The sequence below is a fragment of the Streptomyces sp. NBC_01454 genome, from assembly GCF_036227565.1.
In the GTDB taxonomy this organism is placed as follows: domain Bacteria; phylum Actinomycetota; class Actinomycetes; order Streptomycetales; family Streptomycetaceae; genus Streptomyces.
This window is the reverse complement of record NZ_CP109460.1, coordinates 6,112,344-6,128,663: the sequence shown is the minus strand read 5'-3', so window position 1 is coordinate 6,128,663 and position 16,320 is coordinate 6,112,344. Positions and strand designations below refer to the sequence as shown.

14 protein-coding genes and 1 riboswitch are annotated in these 16,320 nt (G+C 70.9%); of the genes, 3 read left to right on the top strand and 11 right to left on the bottom strand.

Annotation, left to right across the window (positions count from 1 at the left end; translation table 11 throughout):
• The first annotated feature begins 233 nt into the window (after nt 1-233).
• Nucleotides 234-1,556, top strand: a complete 1,323-nt coding sequence (locus OIU81_RS27100) for a glycosyltransferase family 87 protein (protein ID WP_329151876.1) — start codon at nt 234-236, stop codon at nt 1,554-1,556.
• Here the strand turns inward: OIU81_RS27100 and OIU81_RS27095 are convergent.
• The 5 genes from OIU81_RS27095 to OIU81_RS27075 all read right to left on the bottom strand — a co-directional run bounded on the left by OIU81_RS27095 (nt 1,510) and on the right by OIU81_RS27075 (nt 7,185).
• Nucleotides 1,510-2,892 (bottom strand): hypothetical protein, encoded by a 1,383-nt coding sequence (locus tag OIU81_RS27095; RefSeq protein WP_329151874.1) that lies wholly within the window; start codon nt 2,890-2,892, stop codon nt 1,510-1,512. The genes OIU81_RS27100 and OIU81_RS27095 overlap by 47 nt on opposite strands.
• A gap of 51 nt (nt 2,893-2,943) precedes the next feature.
• Nucleotides 2,944-3,990, bottom strand: a complete 1,047-nt coding sequence (locus tag OIU81_RS27090; protein WP_329151873.1) for a C40 family peptidase — start codon at nt 3,988-3,990, stop codon at nt 2,944-2,946.
• Nucleotides 3,991-4,222: 232 nt separating this feature from the next.
• Nucleotides 4,223-5,248 (bottom strand): C40 family peptidase, encoded by a 1,026-nt coding sequence (locus OIU81_RS27085; protein ID WP_329151872.1) that lies wholly within the window; start codon nt 5,246-5,248, stop codon nt 4,223-4,225.
• A gap of 305 nt (nt 5,249-5,553) precedes the next feature.
• On the bottom strand, nt 5,554-6,927 hold the full coding sequence (locus tag OIU81_RS27080; protein WP_329151871.1) for an NYN domain-containing protein: 1,374 nt from the start codon (nt 6,925-6,927) through the stop codon (nt 5,554-5,556).
• Between the two features lie 18 nt (nt 6,928-6,945).
• Nucleotides 6,946-7,185, bottom strand: a complete 240-nt coding sequence (locus tag OIU81_RS27075) for a hypothetical protein (RefSeq protein ID WP_329151869.1) — start codon at nt 7,183-7,185, stop codon at nt 6,946-6,948.
• A 204-nt stretch (nt 7,186-7,389) separates the two neighbouring features.
• Here OIU81_RS27075 and OIU81_RS27070 point away from each other — a divergent pair, with 204 nt between their 5' ends.
• Together OIU81_RS27070 and OIU81_RS27065 are read left to right on the top strand one after the other, a co-directional pair.
• Nucleotides 7,390-8,169, top strand: coding sequence for a rhomboid family intramembrane serine protease (locus OIU81_RS27070; RefSeq protein ID WP_443074052.1), 780 nt, complete (start codon nt 7,390-7,392; stop codon nt 8,167-8,169).
• Entirely contained in the window at nt 8,166-8,447 is a 282-nt protein-coding gene (locus OIU81_RS27065) for an Lrp/AsnC family transcriptional regulator (protein WP_329151867.1), read from the top strand. The genes OIU81_RS27070 and OIU81_RS27065 overlap by 4 nt, the downstream gene beginning before the upstream one ends.
• A gap of 564 nt (nt 8,448-9,011) precedes the next feature.
• On the opposite strand, the gene OIU81_RS27060 is transcribed toward OIU81_RS27065, so the two are convergent.
• The 6 genes from OIU81_RS27060 to ctaE all read right to left on the bottom strand — a co-directional run bounded on the left by OIU81_RS27060 (nt 9,012) and on the right by ctaE (nt 16,224).
• Nucleotides 9,012-10,430: an aminotransferase class V-fold PLP-dependent enzyme gene (locus OIU81_RS27060; RefSeq protein ID WP_329151865.1), complete on the bottom strand. Its 1,419-nt coding sequence runs from the start codon at nt 10,428-10,430 to the stop codon at nt 9,012-9,014.
• A gap of 170 nt (nt 10,431-10,600) precedes the next feature.
• Nucleotides 10,601-10,718, bottom strand: a riboswitch (SAM riboswitch).
• Nucleotides 10,719-10,809: 91 nt separating this feature from the next.
• Nucleotides 10,810-11,874 carry an anthranilate phosphoribosyltransferase gene (gene trpD, locus OIU81_RS27055; protein WP_329151863.1) on the bottom strand — a complete coding sequence of 355 codons (1,065 nt, stop codon included), beginning with the start codon at nt 11,872-11,874 and terminating at the stop codon, nt 10,810-10,812.
• Between the two features lie 140 nt (nt 11,875-12,014).
• On the bottom strand, nt 12,015-13,652 hold the full coding sequence (gene qcrB / locus OIU81_RS27050; RefSeq protein WP_329151861.1) for a cytochrome bc1 complex cytochrome b subunit: 1,638 nt from the start codon (nt 13,650-13,652) through the stop codon (nt 12,015-12,017).
• Nucleotides 13,649-14,713 carry a cytochrome bc1 complex Rieske iron-sulfur subunit gene (qcrA, locus tag OIU81_RS27045; protein WP_329151859.1) on the bottom strand — a complete coding sequence of 355 codons (1,065 nt, stop codon included), beginning with the start codon at nt 14,711-14,713 and terminating at the stop codon, nt 13,649-13,651. The genes qcrB and qcrA overlap by 4 nt, the downstream gene beginning before the upstream one ends.
• Nucleotides 14,710-15,519, bottom strand: a complete 810-nt coding sequence (gene qcrC, locus OIU81_RS27040) for a cytochrome bc1 complex diheme cytochrome c subunit (protein ID WP_329151857.1) — start codon at nt 15,517-15,519, stop codon at nt 14,710-14,712. The genes qcrA and qcrC overlap by 4 nt, the downstream gene beginning before the upstream one ends.
• 84 nt (nt 15,520-15,603) lie before the next feature.
• Nucleotides 15,604-16,224, bottom strand: coding sequence for an aa3-type cytochrome oxidase subunit III (gene ctaE, locus OIU81_RS27035; RefSeq protein WP_006606088.1), 621 nt, complete (start codon nt 16,222-16,224; stop codon nt 15,604-15,606).
• Between the last annotated feature and the right edge of the window lie 96 nt (nt 16,225-16,320).

The following is a 16,320-nucleotide window of genomic DNA, read 5'->3' as shown; positions in this document are numbered from 1 at the left end:
GGTCTCTCGGCGGTCGGTCCGGGCGGTCGGTCTCGGCGGTTCGGGCCCGACAGTACCGGGCGGCCGCCGGACGGGGACGGCCCGCCCCGCCCTCCCCGTCCTGCCTGACGGTCATGACCGGCCGGCCCCGGGATCAGGCAGACTGCACGGGCGGGAAACGGCAGGCAGGGCGCCGTGACCCCGGCGCCGCCCGCGGCGCCGGCGAGCCCCGGACGAGCGGCGACGAGGTGACGATGACCAGGATCAGCACGGCACGCGGGGTGTGGCTCCCGGTGGCGGCATGGGCCGTGACCCGGGCCGTGGTGCTGCTGTGCGTCCTGCGGGTGCTGGTCCTGCCGGGGCCGGATGTCACCACCGATGTCTCGGTGATCTACCAGGGCTGGTTCGACGTCCTGAGATCCGGCACCTTCCCGCGGGCCGATGTGACCTGGCAGTACCCGCCGGCCGCCGCCCTCGCGATCCTCTCCCCCGGCCTGCTGCCGTTCCTGGACTACGCCCCGGCGTTCTTCCTCCTGATCCTGCTCACCGACGCGGTGGTGCTGGCCCTCTTCCTGCGAGCCGGCCGGCGGCCCGGCCACCGCCCGGCCGGGGCCTGGGTGTGGATCGCGGGGGTGGCGCTGCTGGGCCCGACCGCCTACGCCCGCTACGACCTGATGGTCACCGCGGTCGCCGTCGCCGCGCTGTTCGCCGCCGTGCGCCGGCCGCGGGTGGCGGGCGCGCTGATCGCCTTCGGCGCGCTGCTGAAGGTCTGGCCCGCGCTGCTGCTGACCGGGGCGGCGGTGCGCGGCCGGCGGGCCCGTGCCCTGTGGTGGAGCGCGGCCGCCACCGCCGCCGGGCTGACCCTGTTCTTCGTCGCCGCCGCACCGGGCGCGCTCACATTCCTCACCTTCCAGCGCGACCGCGGGACGGAGGTCGAGTCACTCGGCGCCCTGGCCTTCCATTTCGCCCGGCACTTCGGGTGGCAGGGCCAGGTGCTGCTGAACTACGGCTCGCTGGAGTTCCTCGGGCCGGGCGTCGCCGTCGCCGGCACCGTCGCGCTCACGCTGAGCCTGGCGGCCGTGGGCTGGCTGTTCCTGTGGCGGGTGCGGACCCGGGCACCGGGCCCGGCGACGCTGTGCGAGGCGGCCTTCACCGCGACCCTGCTGTTCACGACCACCAGCCGGGTGATCAGCCCGCAGTACATGCTGTGGCTGGTGGGGCTCGCCGCGGTGTGCGTGACCGTACGCGGGTGCCGGCAGACGCTGCCGGCGGTGCTGGTGCTGCTCGCCACCGGGGTCACCCTGCTGGAGTTCCCCGTCCGGTTCGCCGATGTCGTGGCGAGCGACCCGAAGGGCATCGCCCTGCTGGTCGTGCGCAACGGTCTGCTGGTCGCCGCCTCGCTCCTCGCCTGCCGCCGGCTGTGGGTCACGGCCGGGGACGGCGGATGCGGGGAGGACGGGCCCGGGGCCGGCGCCGGCGTGGTCGGCGCCCGCACGCCGGCCGACGGGACCGCTGCCGCCGCGCCCCGGCTCACCGCCGCAGCTGCTGCCGTACGAAAGCGCGCCACCGACGGGTGAACTCCGCCATACCGATGCCCAGTTGGGTGCGCATGGCGCGGTCCGTCCGGTCGGTGCGGGACGGTGGCCGGTGCCCGGTGCCGGCGGCCGGCCAGGCCGGACCGGTGCCCGGCGTCGCGGCCGTGGCCGCCTCCATCGGGGCCCCCGTGCTCCCGCTCGCGATGCGGATCGCGCTCTTGCCGGCCGCCTTGTAGAAGGCGATCAGCTTGGCCTCGCCCCACTTCTCCGCGATCATCCGGCAGGCCAGCCAGCTGCCCTCGTACGCCTTCGCCAGCCGGTCGGCGCCGGCCCGGAAGCCGAAGTCCCCGTCGGTCGGCAGCCGGGCGGGGAGCTTGCCGCCGGCGACCGCGCGGGTGAGTTCGGGGGCGGTGGTGACGGCCTTGTGGCGGATGCCGCGGTAGGCGACCCAGTCGGCGAAGCCCTCGGAGAGCCACAGTGGGGTGGCCCGAGTGGTGGCCGTGCGGGTGGCGACATGGGTGGTCTCGTGGGTGAGCACCACGGTGCGGCCCAGGTCGTTGAGCTCCTCGTAGGCGTCCGGGTTGATGATCACGCGGTCCGCGGGCGCGGCCGCCTCGACGCCCGCCTCCCCGGTGGTGACCGCCGCGATCCCCGCATAGCCGGACGGGTCGTCGCTGCCCATCAGCTGCGCCATCCGCTCGACCGAGTCCGGCGCCTCCACGACGACCTTGCGCGCCCACTTCCCCTTCCAGGCCGCGGAGACCGCGGGCACCGCCCGGTCCACCCGGCGCGCCAGGTCCTTCAGCCGCCCCGGATGTGCCGGGCCGCCGAGGACCAGGCTGTGCCGGCCGCGCACCAGCCGCACCGGGCCCTGGTCCCACAGCTGCCGGGTGCCGGTGCGGCCCTCGTCGGCGCCGTCGGTGTCGGAGGAGATCAGCCAGCGGCCGTCGCGCTCGGTCAGGGTGAGGTACTGCACGGAGTGCACCGGCGCGGTGTCATAGCCCTTGAGGCGGTAGCGCAGCCGCACCTTCGCGGCCAGGTGGGTGCCGCCGCCGGACGGGAGCGGGAAGGCGCCGGTCGAGTCGAGGTCGTAGCGCCAGTCGGCCAGCGGTACGCCCGCGAGGTGGGCGAACATCGCGCGCTGCCGGCTGCGGTAGCCGGTGGCCCGCGGGTCGACGGAGGCGAGAAAGCCCGCCGCGTCCCGCTTCCGTACGGCCTGCGCACGGGCATCGAGCATCCGCTGGACGTCCGGGAAACGGGCCGGCGTGGAGGCCGTCGGCCCACAGCCCGCCAGCGGGGCGAGCAGCGCGAGGACCAGGGCGGCACACCCCGCCGCCCCGGCCCGCGACAGCCGCGCTGCCGCCCTCTGCTCTGACATGCGGATGATCGTAGGTCGGGCCCGGCCGGGGCAAAAACGCTGGGCTGCGTCTCAGGGGCGGGTGACGGCCGAGATCGGCATCATCCCGACCGGGTCGTAGCGCACCCGTGCGCCGGGATAGGGCGCGTGGACCACCTGGCCGTTGCCCACGTACATCCCGACATGACTGCCGTCCGCGCGGTAGATGACCAGGTCACCGGGTTGCGCCTGGCTGAGCGGCACCTGCCGGCCGGCGCCGCGCTGGGCCTGCGAGGTCCGCGGGATGGAGACTCCGGCCCGGCCGTAGGCCCATTGGGTGAGCCCGGAGCAGTCGAAGGCCGAGGGGCCGCTGCGCCCCCAGGCGTACGGCGAGCCGACCGCGGCGCGCACCGCGGCGACGGCCGCCGCGGCCCGCCCGGAGGCGGGGACGGCGCCGTGCAGGTCCGGGACCACCCCGTGGCGCCCGTCGCTCCTGGCGGCCCGCTCGAAGGCCTTCCTGGCGTCCTTGGGGAGCGCGTGCAGCAACCGCCGCGCGGTGGCCAGCCGGCGCTGGACGTCCCGCTTGTGGCGGGCGACGTCCTTGCGGCTGGCCTCCAGCTGCGCCAGCTTCGCCGTGGTCTCCCTGCGCTGCTGCTCCAGGGAGCGCTGTGCCGCCCGGAGCCTGCGCAGCTGGCCGGCCTGGTCGGCGCCGAGCCGGTCGAGCGCGGAGGCCTTCTCCAGGAAGGTGTCGGGCCGTTCGGAGAGCATCAGCTGGAGGGTGGGGTCCATGCCGCCGGACCGGTACTGGGCGGCGGCCAGCGCGCCCAGCCGGCCCCGCATCCGGTTGACCCGCTCCTGGGCACGGGCGGTGCGGTCCTGCAGGGCCGTCACCCGGCCGCGCAGTTCCTTGGTCCGTGCCTGGGCACCGTCGAACTTCTCGGTGGCCCGCTCCGCCTGCGCGTAGAGACGCTCGACGTGTGCGGTCGCCGCCGCGCGGCCGGCGGCCGCGTGACCGGCCGGATCGGCGGACGCCGGCGGTGCCGACAGCGCGGCGGCCGCGGTCGCCAGGGCGGCCGACACAACGGTGACCCCGGCGAGGGTGCTCTGGCCGTGCTGCGAGGTACGGCGGTGGGACACCACGAAAGCCGCACTCCTTCCCTGTGCAGCCCCTGCCGCCCCGGGAGGGCGTCGGTGACCGGATGCTGCGAGGGCAGACAGTAACGGCGGCGGTCCACACCGACCAAAGACCGCATTTCGCCCACACGGCGCCGCCCCGCCGGTGACTGTGCAGGTCACCGACGGGGCGGTAAGTCAGCGGCCGCGGCCGCAATTCGCCCGTTCGGGCGGCAGGTTGAGAGTGTTGTGAGGCTTGTCAGACCCGCACGCCGAACGCGAACGGCATGTTGCCGATGGGCTCGTAGCGCACCTGGGCGCCCGGCTTCGGCGCGTGCAGCACGATGCCGTTGCCCGCATAGAGGCCGATGTGGTGCAGGTCGCTGAAGAAGAGCACCAGATCGCCCGGCTTGAGGTCGCTCTGCGAGGAGATCCGGGTACCGGCGTTGGCCTGCTGCTGCGAGGTGCGCGGCAGCGACTGGCCGGCCTGCGCGTAGGCCCAGGAGGTCAGACCGGAGCAGTCGAAGGACGACGGGCCGGTGGCGCCCCAGACGTAGGGCGAACCTATCTTGGACTGGGCGGCCTGGAGGGCGGCCGCACCGCGCTGCGACGCCGGGACGTCACTGCCGAGGTTGGCCCGGTCGTTGCTGCGGTTGGCGCGGTTCTCCTCGGCCTGCATGGCCGCCCGCTCCTTGGCGGTCATCCGGTTGAGCAGCTGCTGCGCCTTGGCGAGCTTGCCCTTGATCTCGTCCTTCTTGTCACCGAGCGCCTTACGGGTGTCGGTGAGGTCCTTGATCTTGCCCGCGGCCTCGGCGCGCTCCTGGGCGAGCCGGCGCTGCTTGTCCGCGATGGTCTTCAGCTGCTCGGCCTGCTTGCCGCTCAACTGGTCGAGCGTGGCGGCCTTCTCGAGGTAGGTGTCCGGGTCGCCGGAGAGGAACAGCTGGACCGAGGGGTCGATGCTGCCGCTGCGGTACTGGCCGGAGGCGACCGCGCCGAGACCCTTGCGCAGCTGGTTGAGGTCACCCTGACCGCGCGCCACCTTGTCCTGGAGGTCGTCGACCTCCTTCTGGAGCTTGTCCTGCTGCTCCTTGACCCCGTCGTACTTCTCCGTGGCCTGCTCGGCCTCGTTGTAGAGCTTGTCGACCTCGGACTTGACGTCCTTCTTCGACTGGTGGGGGTCGGCCTGGGCGGCCTGGGACGACAGGGCGACGGCCGCCGCGGCGGTGGCGGTGAGCACGGTCACGCGGGTACGGCTCGGCTGCTTGGGTCGACGGTGGGACGCCACGGGGGCGAGCTCCTTCTTCCTCCAGCCGCCTACCGGGAAGTGGGGGGGGGTGAGACCCCGGCTCCGCGTGAACGCCGCGGACTCGGCGGTACCTTCACTGTTCATCCCGGTTGGATAATCATCTGCATGAAGGTTCGGGGCTGACCTTAGTAACCGAGCTGTGATCGCTTCAAATCCCCAGGGGAAAAAACTGCGCCACCAGCCCCATCCTTTACCAACGTCACACAGGCAGTGAGCGCCAACTGACGCTCAGACACGGAGCGCAGCGGTTTTCCCGCCGTCCGGTGCCCCGGGAGCCCGGCGCCTCAGGTCCGGGCAAGCCTCTTGAGGAGCAGGGCCGATGCGACCGGGCGCGCCCCGGCCTTCGCCACTCCGTCGGCCACTTCCCGGTCCGTGGAGACCACGACGACCGGACGGCCGGGCGGTTCGGCCCGAACCAGCTGACGAATCAACTCATCGGCCGTTACGCCCGGTTTGCTGAAAAGGACCCTTACGCCGCGCGGGGGCGCGAGCAGCACCGGCGCCGCCAGCTCCGCCCCGTCGAAGACACAGGTCATCTCCGCGCCGGTCTGCGCCGCCAGCACCGCGAGGCCGCCCAGCAGCCGCAGCCGCTGCTTGTCGAGCGGCATGGTCGGATAGCCGGTTTTGGTGACGTTGTAGCCGTCCACCACCAAATGCGCCTGCGGCAGCGCCAGAAGCTGGTCGAGCAGCGCCGGGTCCATCTCCGACAGCGCGCGGGTGGCGATGTCCTTGGGCGTCATCCGGCCCGGCGCGACCGCCTCGACGGTGTCCGCGGGATGGACGTTGGCCGGCGGCAGCGCCAGCTCGCGGCGCAGTCCCTGGGCCGCGTCCAGCACCGTGTCGAGCAGCAGCCGCACCCGCATGTCCTCGACGCTGCGGCCCTCGCGGGCGGCTCGCCGGCTGGTCTCCAGCGCCGTCTCGGCCTCCGCGATCCGGGCCTTGAGCCGGCGCACCTCGCTGTCCGCCGCGGTCTTCTCGGTGGCCGCCCGGTCCCGGGTCTCCGCGAGGGCGGCATCGGCCTTGCGCACCGCGGCCTCACCGCGCTTGACGTCGCTCAGCGCGCTGCGCAGCTTGCGCCGCAGCGACTCGTTCTCCTTGCGGACCGTGTCGAGGTCGGCCCGGATCCGGTCGGCCTCCGTACGGGCCTCGCCGCGCGCCTGCGCCAGCTCCTCTCGCAGCCTGGCCAGTTCCCGCTCGGCCTCCTCGCCGGCCCGCTCGGCGCGCGCCCGCTGGGCCTCCTCACCGGCGGCCTCGACGAGCTTGACCCAGCCCTCGGGGCGCAGCACATAGGCGGCCGCCGCGACATCGAGCGGTTCGGCGGCCGCCGGCGGATTGCCGTGCTCCAGCGCCGAGGCGAGCTCCGGCTGCGCCTCGCGCAGCTTGCCGGCGATCCGCTGCCGGAAGACCGCATCGCCCTCCAGGGCGGAAGCCATCGCATTTCCGGCGAATTTGGCCCGACGGGTCGGGGTGAAACGGGCGTACTGCCGCAGTGGGGGCGGGAGTTCGGCGACCGTCAGCGCGCCGAACGACTCCGCGGTGAGCGCCACGACACGGCGCCGTACGCCCTCGGGCAGCGGTCGGTCGAGCACCTCGTCCGCCGCACCCTCGGGTACGTCGTCACGCTGGGCCCCCGGCTCCCCTTCTGGACGGTCCACCACGGCTGCCTCGCTCCGATCTCAGGCGTTCGCGCCCGGGCGGTCCACCAGCTCGATCTGGTCGACCGCGTTGCACCAGCGGCAGCGCACGGACTCGATGCTCTCACTGAGGACCTCGCGCTCCTCCACCTTCGGCTCGCCGGCCAGGTCCAGATGGACGTACTCCACCACCTTGGCCTGGCGGGTCACGTCGAAACGGGTGAGGTTGCCGCACAGCGTGCAGCGCCACCGGGTTTCGGCCGTCGGCAGGGGAACAGACATCCTGTCGTCCTCTTTCGTGCTCGTCGATCTCATCGATCTCGTGCTGCTGCGCCGTTCACGCGGTGCGCCGTCGGACTGCGGAAATACGCAAAGTTCTGCCTGTAACCCTACGGCCTGACGGGGGGCGGGTGCGGGCCCTGCCCGGGTGCCGGGATGCGGCGAGGCACTCTGTCCCGATTGCCCGCATTGAGCAATGATCACTTCATGACGGCGCCGGCCCCCTCTCCCCGTTCACCCCGCTCGTCCGGTCTCCTTCCGCGTCCGCCGCATGCCACCCGGTCGCTGACCGCGGTGTTCTCGCGGGTGACGAATGTGCTGATCGGCCTGTGCTGCGCGGTCTTCGTGATCGGCCCGGCATCCGGCCTGAACCGCATATACGGCACCGGCGACGCCCTGCTGAAGGCCCAGACCGCGTACTTCGAGCGGTGGGGCGTGATCCCGCTGGAGCTGTGGAGCGGCTCGCTGCGCGCCCTGATCACGCCGCTGACCGCGTTGTTCGTGCACGGCAGCTGGCTGCACCTGCTCGGCAACATGCTCTTTCTCTACGTGTTCGGCGGAATGGCCGAGGCACGTATGGGCCGGCTCCCGTTCGCCGCCTTCTACCTCATCATCGGCTACCTCGCGCTGCTCGGCTACGCGGCCGCCCACGCCTCCTCGGGCCAGACCCTGGTGGGCGCCTCCGGCTCGATCTCCGGTGTGCTGGGGGCCTTCCTCTACCTGTTTCCCACGGCCCGGGTGACCAGCGTCTTCCCTTTCCTCTTCTTCCTGCCGCTGCGCTTTCCCGCCTGGATCGTGCTGCTGTTCTGGTTCTTCCTGCAGTGGCAGGCCGCGCAGCACGACTCGCGCGGCCCCGGGGTCGCCTACCTCGCCCATGTCATCGGATTCGCCCTCGGCTTCCTCTACGCCTGGGCCCGCTACAGGAGGGATAGTGTGGGGGCCACCAGGCGGAACGACCGGGCGACCGAGGGAGAGAGCCAGCCGTGATCACGTCGATCGTGCTCATCAAGACCAGCGTGGACCAGATCCCGGAGATCGCCGAGAAGATCGCCGCCCTGGACGGGGTCAGCGAGGTCTACTCGGTCACCGGCGCCCACGACCTGATCGCGATGGTGCGGGTCGCCGCCCATGACGACCTCGCGGACGTCATCCCGGGCCACATCAGCAAGGTCCCGGGCGTCGCCTCCACGGAAACGCACATCGCATTCCGCACGTATTCCCAGCACGACCTCGAGGCCGCCTTTGCGATCGGGCTGGAAGCCTAGCCACTCCGCTGCGCTTGGCTTCCCTCCCACGTTTTTGGCTGTCCCGCCGTGGTGGTTTCTCGCCGTTGCGCCTGCGGCGGGCGGGGTCCGCTGCGCGGGGCTGTCGGGTGCGGTGACGGACCTCCGGGGCCGGTGTGTGGGACTGCTTCGCTTTACGTCCCACACACCGGCCCCTCCGGCCCGCCCCCTCCCGTTGTGGGAGAGGAACAGCCGGTGGGGGTGGACGTAGCTGGTCCAGCGCGCCTGACAGGTCGTACCGAGACGGCCATCGGCGGCCCGCCCCCACACACGTTCACTCATCCCCCCACGGGAGGGGACGGGCCGGAGGGGGTGGGTGTTCGGACGTAAAGCGAAGCAGTCCGAACACCCACCCCCGGAGGCCCGTCACCGCACCCCACACCCACCCGCCCGCCGCAGGCGCAACGGCGAACAACACCCACGGCGGGACAGACAACAACGCGGGAATCAGCCCCGCGCAGCGGAAAGGCGCAACGACGGGCGCACCGCGAAGCGGGCGACAAACGGTGAGCAACCACCACGGCGGGAAAGCCGACAACGTGGGAATCAATCCGCGCTACGCGCCGGCACGCAACGGCCGTCCTCCGTGCGGTAGTTCCAGCGGGCGCCGTCCGTCAGCAGTTCGCGGACCGCGTGGAGGAAGCGGTCAATGTGCTCCTCCGGCGTGCCGGCGCCGAAGCTGACGCGGATGGCGTTCAGGGACCGCTCGCCGGGGGCCGCCTCGGGGGCGCCGCACTCGCCCGGGTCCTGGGGCTCGCTGCCCAGCAGGGTCCGGACGAGGGGGTGGGCGCAGAACAGGCCGTCGCGGACGCCGATGCCGTACTCCGCCGACAGCGCCGCCGCGAAGTGTGAGCTGTTCCAGCCCTCGACGACGAACGAGAGCACGCCCACCCGGGCGGCGTCCGCGCCGAAGAGCGACAGCACCTGGACCTCGGGCACCTCGGCCAGGCCCGCCCGGACCCGCTCGATCAGGGCCTGCTCACGGGCGATGAGCTCCGGGAAGCCGGCCTCGGTCAACGCCTGGCAGGCGGAGGCGATCGCATAGGCGCCGATGACGTTCGGCGAGCCGGCCTCGTGGCGGGCCGCAGTGGTGTGCCACTCGACGTCCACCCCGCCGGCCCCTTCCCCGCTCACGCGTCGCGTGACCTTGCGGCTGGCGCCGCCGCCGGCGAGGTAGGGCGCGGCGTCGCGCAGCCAGTCCGCCCGGCCGGCCAGCACCCCGCAGCCGAACGGCGCGTACAGCTTGTGCCCGGAGAACGCGACCCAGTCGACGTCCAGTTCGGCGAGGTCCACGGGGTGGTGCGGGACGAGCTGCGCCGCGTCGAGCACGATCCGCGCGCCGTGCGCATGCGCGGCGGCCGCCAGCTCCCGCACCGGCCACAGCTCACCGGTCACGTTCGACGCCCCGGTCACACAGACCAGCGCCGGCCCGTACGGCTCCCCCCCGGCCACCGCTGGGGATGCCGCCAGCTCCGCCAGCGCCTTCTCCAGGCCCTCCACCGCCTGCTGCGGGGTGCGCGGGGCGCTCAGATAGGTCACCGCGACATCGGCGCGCTGCTCCCACGGCAGCAGCGAGGCGTGGTGCTCGGTCTCGAAGACGAACACCCGGGTGCCCTGCGGCAGGGCGGCGGCGAGCAGGTTCAGCGAGTCGGTGGTCGAGCGGGTGAACACCACCTGGTCGTCGGCGCGGCAGCCGAGGAATTCCGCGACCGTCCGGCGGCTGTTCTCGAACAGGTCGGTGGACAGCTGCGAGAGGTATCCGGCGCCGCGGTGCACGCTGCCGTAGTAGGGGGCGTAGGCCGCCACGTCGTCCCAGACCCGCTGCAGCGCGGGGGCGCTGGCGGCGTAGTCCAGCGCGGCGTAATCGACCTCGCCGCCGGTCACGAGCGGGACGCGGACATCCCGTCCGAGAACCGGCAGCGGGGGACAAACGGAACGGTCGGCGGCAACGGCGGCAACAGACATGGCGAACTCCCGTAAGAGGTAAGCGAATTCGCTGCGGGCAGGCGCGCGGAAGCAGCCGTCGGGGCACCGCAGCGGAAAGGAAAAAGGGATGCGGAGAAGGGGCCGTCGAGCCCTATCGCATTCGCTGATTCACGGAAGTTCTCCCTCGAGGACCAGGATCCCTGGCGAGGGATCCGCGCTTGCCGCAGACCTCGCTGCCTGCGGCCTGGTCATCACCCGGGGCACCCCGCCACGGAAGGAGGGTTGCCGGACAGCGGGCCGGGGCCTGTGTCGCTGTCACTCGTGACCTGCGCAGAATCATGCCATACCGCCGGTGCGGCGCAAGGCCCGGTCCATATGACGGAACGGGCCTTGCGGCACACCCTGTGTGACCGTGCGCTCAGGCGTTGCTGGCCGCCACCCAGCGCTCCAGCGCCCGCTTGGCCGCCCCGGAGTCGATCGAGGCGGCGGCGGTGTCGAGCGCGGACCGGATCTGCTGCGCCAGCGGGGCGTGAGTGGGCTCCAGGGCGACCAGCGCCGCCGCGGAGTTCAGCAGCACCGCCTCGCGCACCGGCCCGGTCTCCCCGTCCAGCAGCCGGCGCGCCACCTCCGCGTTGTACGAGGCGTCCGCGCCGCGCAGGGCCTCCACCGGCACCAGCTCGATCCCCACGTCCCGCGGGTCGAAGGCCTCCTCGCGGACCGTGCCGTCCCGGACGATCCACACCCGTGAGGTCGCGGTCGTGGTCAGCTCGTCCATGCCGTCGTCGCCGCGGAACACCAGCGCCGAGGAGCCGCGCTCGGCGAGCACCCCGGCCAGGATGGGCGCCATCCGGGCGTCCGCGACACCGGTCGCCTGCGCGCGGACCTTCGCGGGGTTGGTCAGCGGGCCCAGCACATTGAACGTGGTGCGGATGCCGAGCTGGCTGCGGGCGTTGGCGACGTGCCGCAGCGCGGGGTGGAACTTCACCGCGAAGCAGAAGGTGATCCCCGCTTCCTCGGCGACCTCGACGACCCGCCGCGGGGTGAGATCGAGATTGACGCCCAGCTTCTCCAGGACGTCGGAGGCGCCGCTGGCCGAGGACGCGGCGCGGTTGCCGTGCTTGACGACCTTGGCGCCGGTGCCGGCCACCACGATCGAGGACATCGTGGAGATGTTGACGGTCTTGGCGCCGTCCCCGCCGGTGCCGACGATGTCCACGCTCGGGCCGGGCACGTCGATCAGCCGGGCGTGCTCGTACATCGTCCGGACCAGGCCGGAGATCTCCGCGACGGTCTCACCCTTGGCCCGCAGCGCCACCGCGAACCCGGCGATCTGGGCGTCGCCGGCCTCGCCCCGCATGATCTTGTCCATCGCCCACGCGGTGTCGTCCGCGGTGAGGTCACGGCCGTCGAGCAGGGCGTTGAGGAGGCCCGGCCAGGTGTGAGCCGCCACGCTGTCGCCGCCGAAGGGGGTCGCAACGCTCATGGTCCACACTCCTGGTTCGTCACCTGCTTCTGCGGTTCACCCTATCGAGCCGCCGGGCATGCCGGAGGGCCCCGTCCGGTCGTGCGACGGGGCCCTCTGGGTGGCGTGCTTCCTTCGTGCGCTACGAGGCGCCGCGGAGATCAGTGGTGGCCGTGGCCGCTGGTGATCTCCTTGTACTCCTCCACCGTGGGCTTGGCGATGACGTTGTCCTCGCCGTAGTAGCTCTTGGAGAGCTTGGCGCGCAGCTTCTGCGAACGCGAGAGCTTGCGCTCCACGCCGTTCTCGTCGACCTCCGGGCCCAGTTCGAGCGGCGCGGGCTGCTCGTGCTGGGTCAGGACGTGCAGCTGCTCCTGGTCGAGCGGCTCGTGGACCTCGATGAACTCACCGTGCGGCAGGCGCTTGATGATCCCGGACTCGCGTCCGTGCAGCACCTTGTCCCTGTCGCGCCGCTGCAGACCCATGCAGATCCGCTTGGTGGCGATGAAGGACAGCACCGGAAGGACGAAGAATCCGATCCGGACGAACCAGGTGAGCGAGTTGAGCGACAGGTGGAAGTGCGTGGCCCACAGGTCGTTACCGCCACCGATCAGCATCACGAAGTACGCGACCAGCCAGGCGACACCGAAGCCGGTACGGGTGGGCACGTTGCGCGGGCGGTCCAGGATGTGGTGCTCGCGCTTGTCGCCCTTGACCCAGGACTCGACGAACGGGTAGGCCGCGATCGCGACCAGGACCAGCGGGAAGATCACGATCGGGATCAGCACACCGAAGTTGATGGTGTGGCCCCAGAAGTTCCACTCCCAGCCCGGCATGACACGCACCAGACCCTCGGCGAAGCCCATGTACCAGTCGGGCTGGGCGCCGGTGGACACCTGGTCGGGGCGGTAGGGGCCGATGGCCCACACCGGGTTGATGCTGGCGATCGCGGCGATCGCCGCGATCACACCGAAGACCAGGAAGAAGAAGCCTCCGGCCTTGGCCATGTAGACCGGCAGCAGCGGCATGCCCACGACGTTGTTGTTGGTCTTGCCGGCACCCGGGAACTGGGTGTGCTTGTGGTAGAAGACCAGGATCAGGTGCGCCACCAGCAGGCCGAGCATGATGCCCGGCAGCAGCAGCACGTGCACCGTGAAGAACCGCGGGATGATGTCGTGCCCCGGGAACTCCCCGCCGAAGATGAAGAACTGCAGGTACGAACCGACCAGCGGCATCGCCAGGATGACGCCCTCGATGAACCGCACGCCGGTGCCGGAGAGCAGGTCGTCGGGGAGCGAGTAGCCGGTGAAGCCGGTGAACATGCCCAGCACGAACAGCAGGAAGCCGAACAGCCAGTTGACCTCACGCGGCTTGCGGAAGGCGCCGGTGAAGAACACCCGCATCATGTGGACCATCATCGCGGCCAGGAAGACCAGCGCGGCCCAGTGATGGATCTGGCGGATCAGCAGGCCACCGCGCACGTCGAAGCTGATGTTCAGCGTCGACTCAAAGGCCTGCGTCATCCGGATTCCCTGCATGGGCACATAGGAACCGTGATAGGTCACCTCGGCCATGCTCGGGTGGAAGAACAGCGTCAGATAGACACCGGTCAGGATGATGATGATGAAGCTGTAAAGCGCGACCTCGCCCAGCATGAAGGACCAGTGGTCCGGGAAGATCTTGCGCATGTTGGACTTGGCGAGGCTGTAGATGCCCAGCCGGCCGTCCGCCCAGTCGGCGATCCGCTCGCCCCGTGGCGCCTGGCCACGGCGCGTGGTGGTCGCGCTCGTCTCGTTACTCATCCGCGCTCCCAGAAGCTCGGGCCGACGGGCTCCTCGAAGCCGTTTGCGGCCTCCAGGAAGCCGTCCTTCTCCGTGATGTGCAGCTGCGGCAGGGCGTGACCGGCCGGACCGAAGATCACTCGACCGCCGTCAGAGAGGTCGAAGGTCGACTGGTGGCAGGGGCAGAGCACGTGGTGCGTCTGCTGCTCGTAGAGGCTGATCGGGCAGCCCACGTGGGTGCAGATCTTGGAGTACGCCACGATGCCCTCGTGCGACCAGGACAGCTCGTGCTTGTCCTTGATGTTCTGCGGCTGGATCCGCACGAGCATCAGGGCGTCCTTGGCGATCTTCTGCGCGAACTCCTCGTCGTCCTCCTCCAGGCCCTCGGGCTTGGCGAAGGTGAGCGAGCCGACGGCGATGTCCTCGGGACGCAGCGGGAGGTTGGTCGACTGGTTGACCAGGCGTACGCCCTTCTTCCAGTTCGTCGTCCGCAGCTTGGTGCCGGGCAGCGGCCCGAGGTCACGCAGCAGGACGACACCGGAGAGCGGCACCAGGGCCAGCGCACCGAACATCGTGTTGCGGACCAGCTTGCGGCGGCCCATCTGCGACTCCTTCGCACCCTGTGCGAAGTCCGCCATGACCTTGGCCTTGACCTCCGGGGCCGCCTCGATCGGGTGGCGCTCGTCGGCGACCTCCTCGTCCGACATCAGCGTGCGGGCCCAGTGGACCGCGCCGGCGCCGATGCAGAACAGGGCCGCACCGAGGGTCAGACCCAGCGCGAAGTTCAGCGCGCTGATGTGACCGATCGGCCAGATGTAGACGATCTCGTCGATCGGGATCGCCACGTACGCGGCGATGAAGGCGACCGTGGCGATCATCGACACCACGAAGAGGAGAGCCACGGTGCGCTCGGAGCGCTTGGCGGCCTGCTCGTCGATGTCCTGGGCACGGTGCTCGTGGGGCGGGAGCCCCGGGTCGGCGAACGGGTTCTCCGCCGTGGCCACCGCGCCTTCGTGAGCCGTCTCCCGCTCACTGGGAAGGGTTTCTTCTGGCACGTCTTCGTGTCGTCCAGTCTCGCTCATGACTTCTTGGCCTTCGTAGTCCGGGCTGCGACCCAGATGGCGACCGCGATCAGCGCGCCCAGGCCGAAGATGTAACCGAAGAGACCCTCACTGACCGGACCGAGACCACCGAGGTCAAGGCCGCCCGGGCTCTCGGATTCATCGCCGTTGACGGCGCCGAGGTACGCGATGATGTCCTTCTTGTTCTGCTGCGACAGCGAACCGTCACCGAAGGAGGGCATGTTCTGCGGGCCGGTTTGCATGGCCTCGTAGATGTGCTTCGGGTCCACGCCCTCGAGCGTCGGTGCGAACTTGCCGTTGGTGAGGGCGCCGCCCTTACCGGTGAAGTTGTGGCACTGCGCGCAGTTGGTGCGGAACAGCTCGCCGCCCTTGCCGATGTTGGCGCCGTCGGAGTTGTACTGCGACTTCTCCGGGACGGACGGACCGGCACCCAGCGACGCGACATAGGCCGCGAGCTGGTCGATCTGGGCATTGTTGTAGATGTTCCGCTTCCGCGGCACCTGGGCGCCGGGCTGCTGGGCGGGCATACGGCCGGTGCCGACCTGGAAGTCGACGGCGGCGGCGCCCACGCCGACCAGGCTCGGGCCGTCGGAGGTGCCCTGACCGCCGGTGCCGTGGCAGCTTGCGCAACCCACGGCGAAGAGCTTTTTGCCCTCCTTGATGGCAAGGGACTGGGCGGTGTCATCGGCCTGAGCCTTGTCCGCCGGCGCGAACGCGGCGTACAGCCCCCCAGTGACCGCCAGCGCGAGGAGTAGGACGACGAGCGCCGCCAGCGGATGGCGCCGTCGTGCGGAGAGCTTTTTCACGGATTACCCCGGTGTCAGGATCTTCTGCGTCGATGCTTTGGCTATGTCTGTCTGATATGCGGGCCCGGCAAGGCCCCGTACCGGTTACCGGATCAGGTAGATCGTGGCGAAGAGGCCGATCCAGACGACATCGACGAAGTGCCAGTAGTAGGACACGACGATGGCCGCGGTGGCCTGCGTGTGGGTGAACCTCTTGGCCGCGTACGTCCTGCCCAGGACCAGCAGGAAGGCGATCAGACCGCCTGTCACATGCAGTCCGTGGAAGCCGGTGGTCAGGTAGAACACCGAGCCGTAGGGGCCGGACGAGAGCGACAGGCCCTCGTGCTTGACCAGCTCGGTGTACTCGAAGACCTGACCGCCGATGAAGATCGCACCCATGATGAAGGTGACCACGAACCAGGCCCGGAGCTTCTTGACGTCGCCACGCTCGGCGGCGAATACGCCGAGCTGGCAGGTCAGCGAGCTGAGCACCAGGATCGTGGTGTTGGTCGCGGAGAACGGAAGATTCAGCGCACTGGCGGATTCCTTCCAATACGCCTCGCCGGTCACCGATCGAAGGGTGAAGTACATCGCGAAGAGGGCCGCGAAGAACATCAGCTCGGAACTCAGCCAGATGATGGTTCCGACGCTGGTGAGGTTCGGCCGATTGACCGACGGGTGCGCGTGCCCGGTTTCTACTGTCGTTGCTGTCGCCACGACCGACATTATGTCGGTCGCTTATCCCGCCCTCACTCCGGGGGGTGCCGTTCGGTGTGTCAAGGGCGTATGCCCTGCTCGTACGGCGCATTTCGGCGGTCGCTC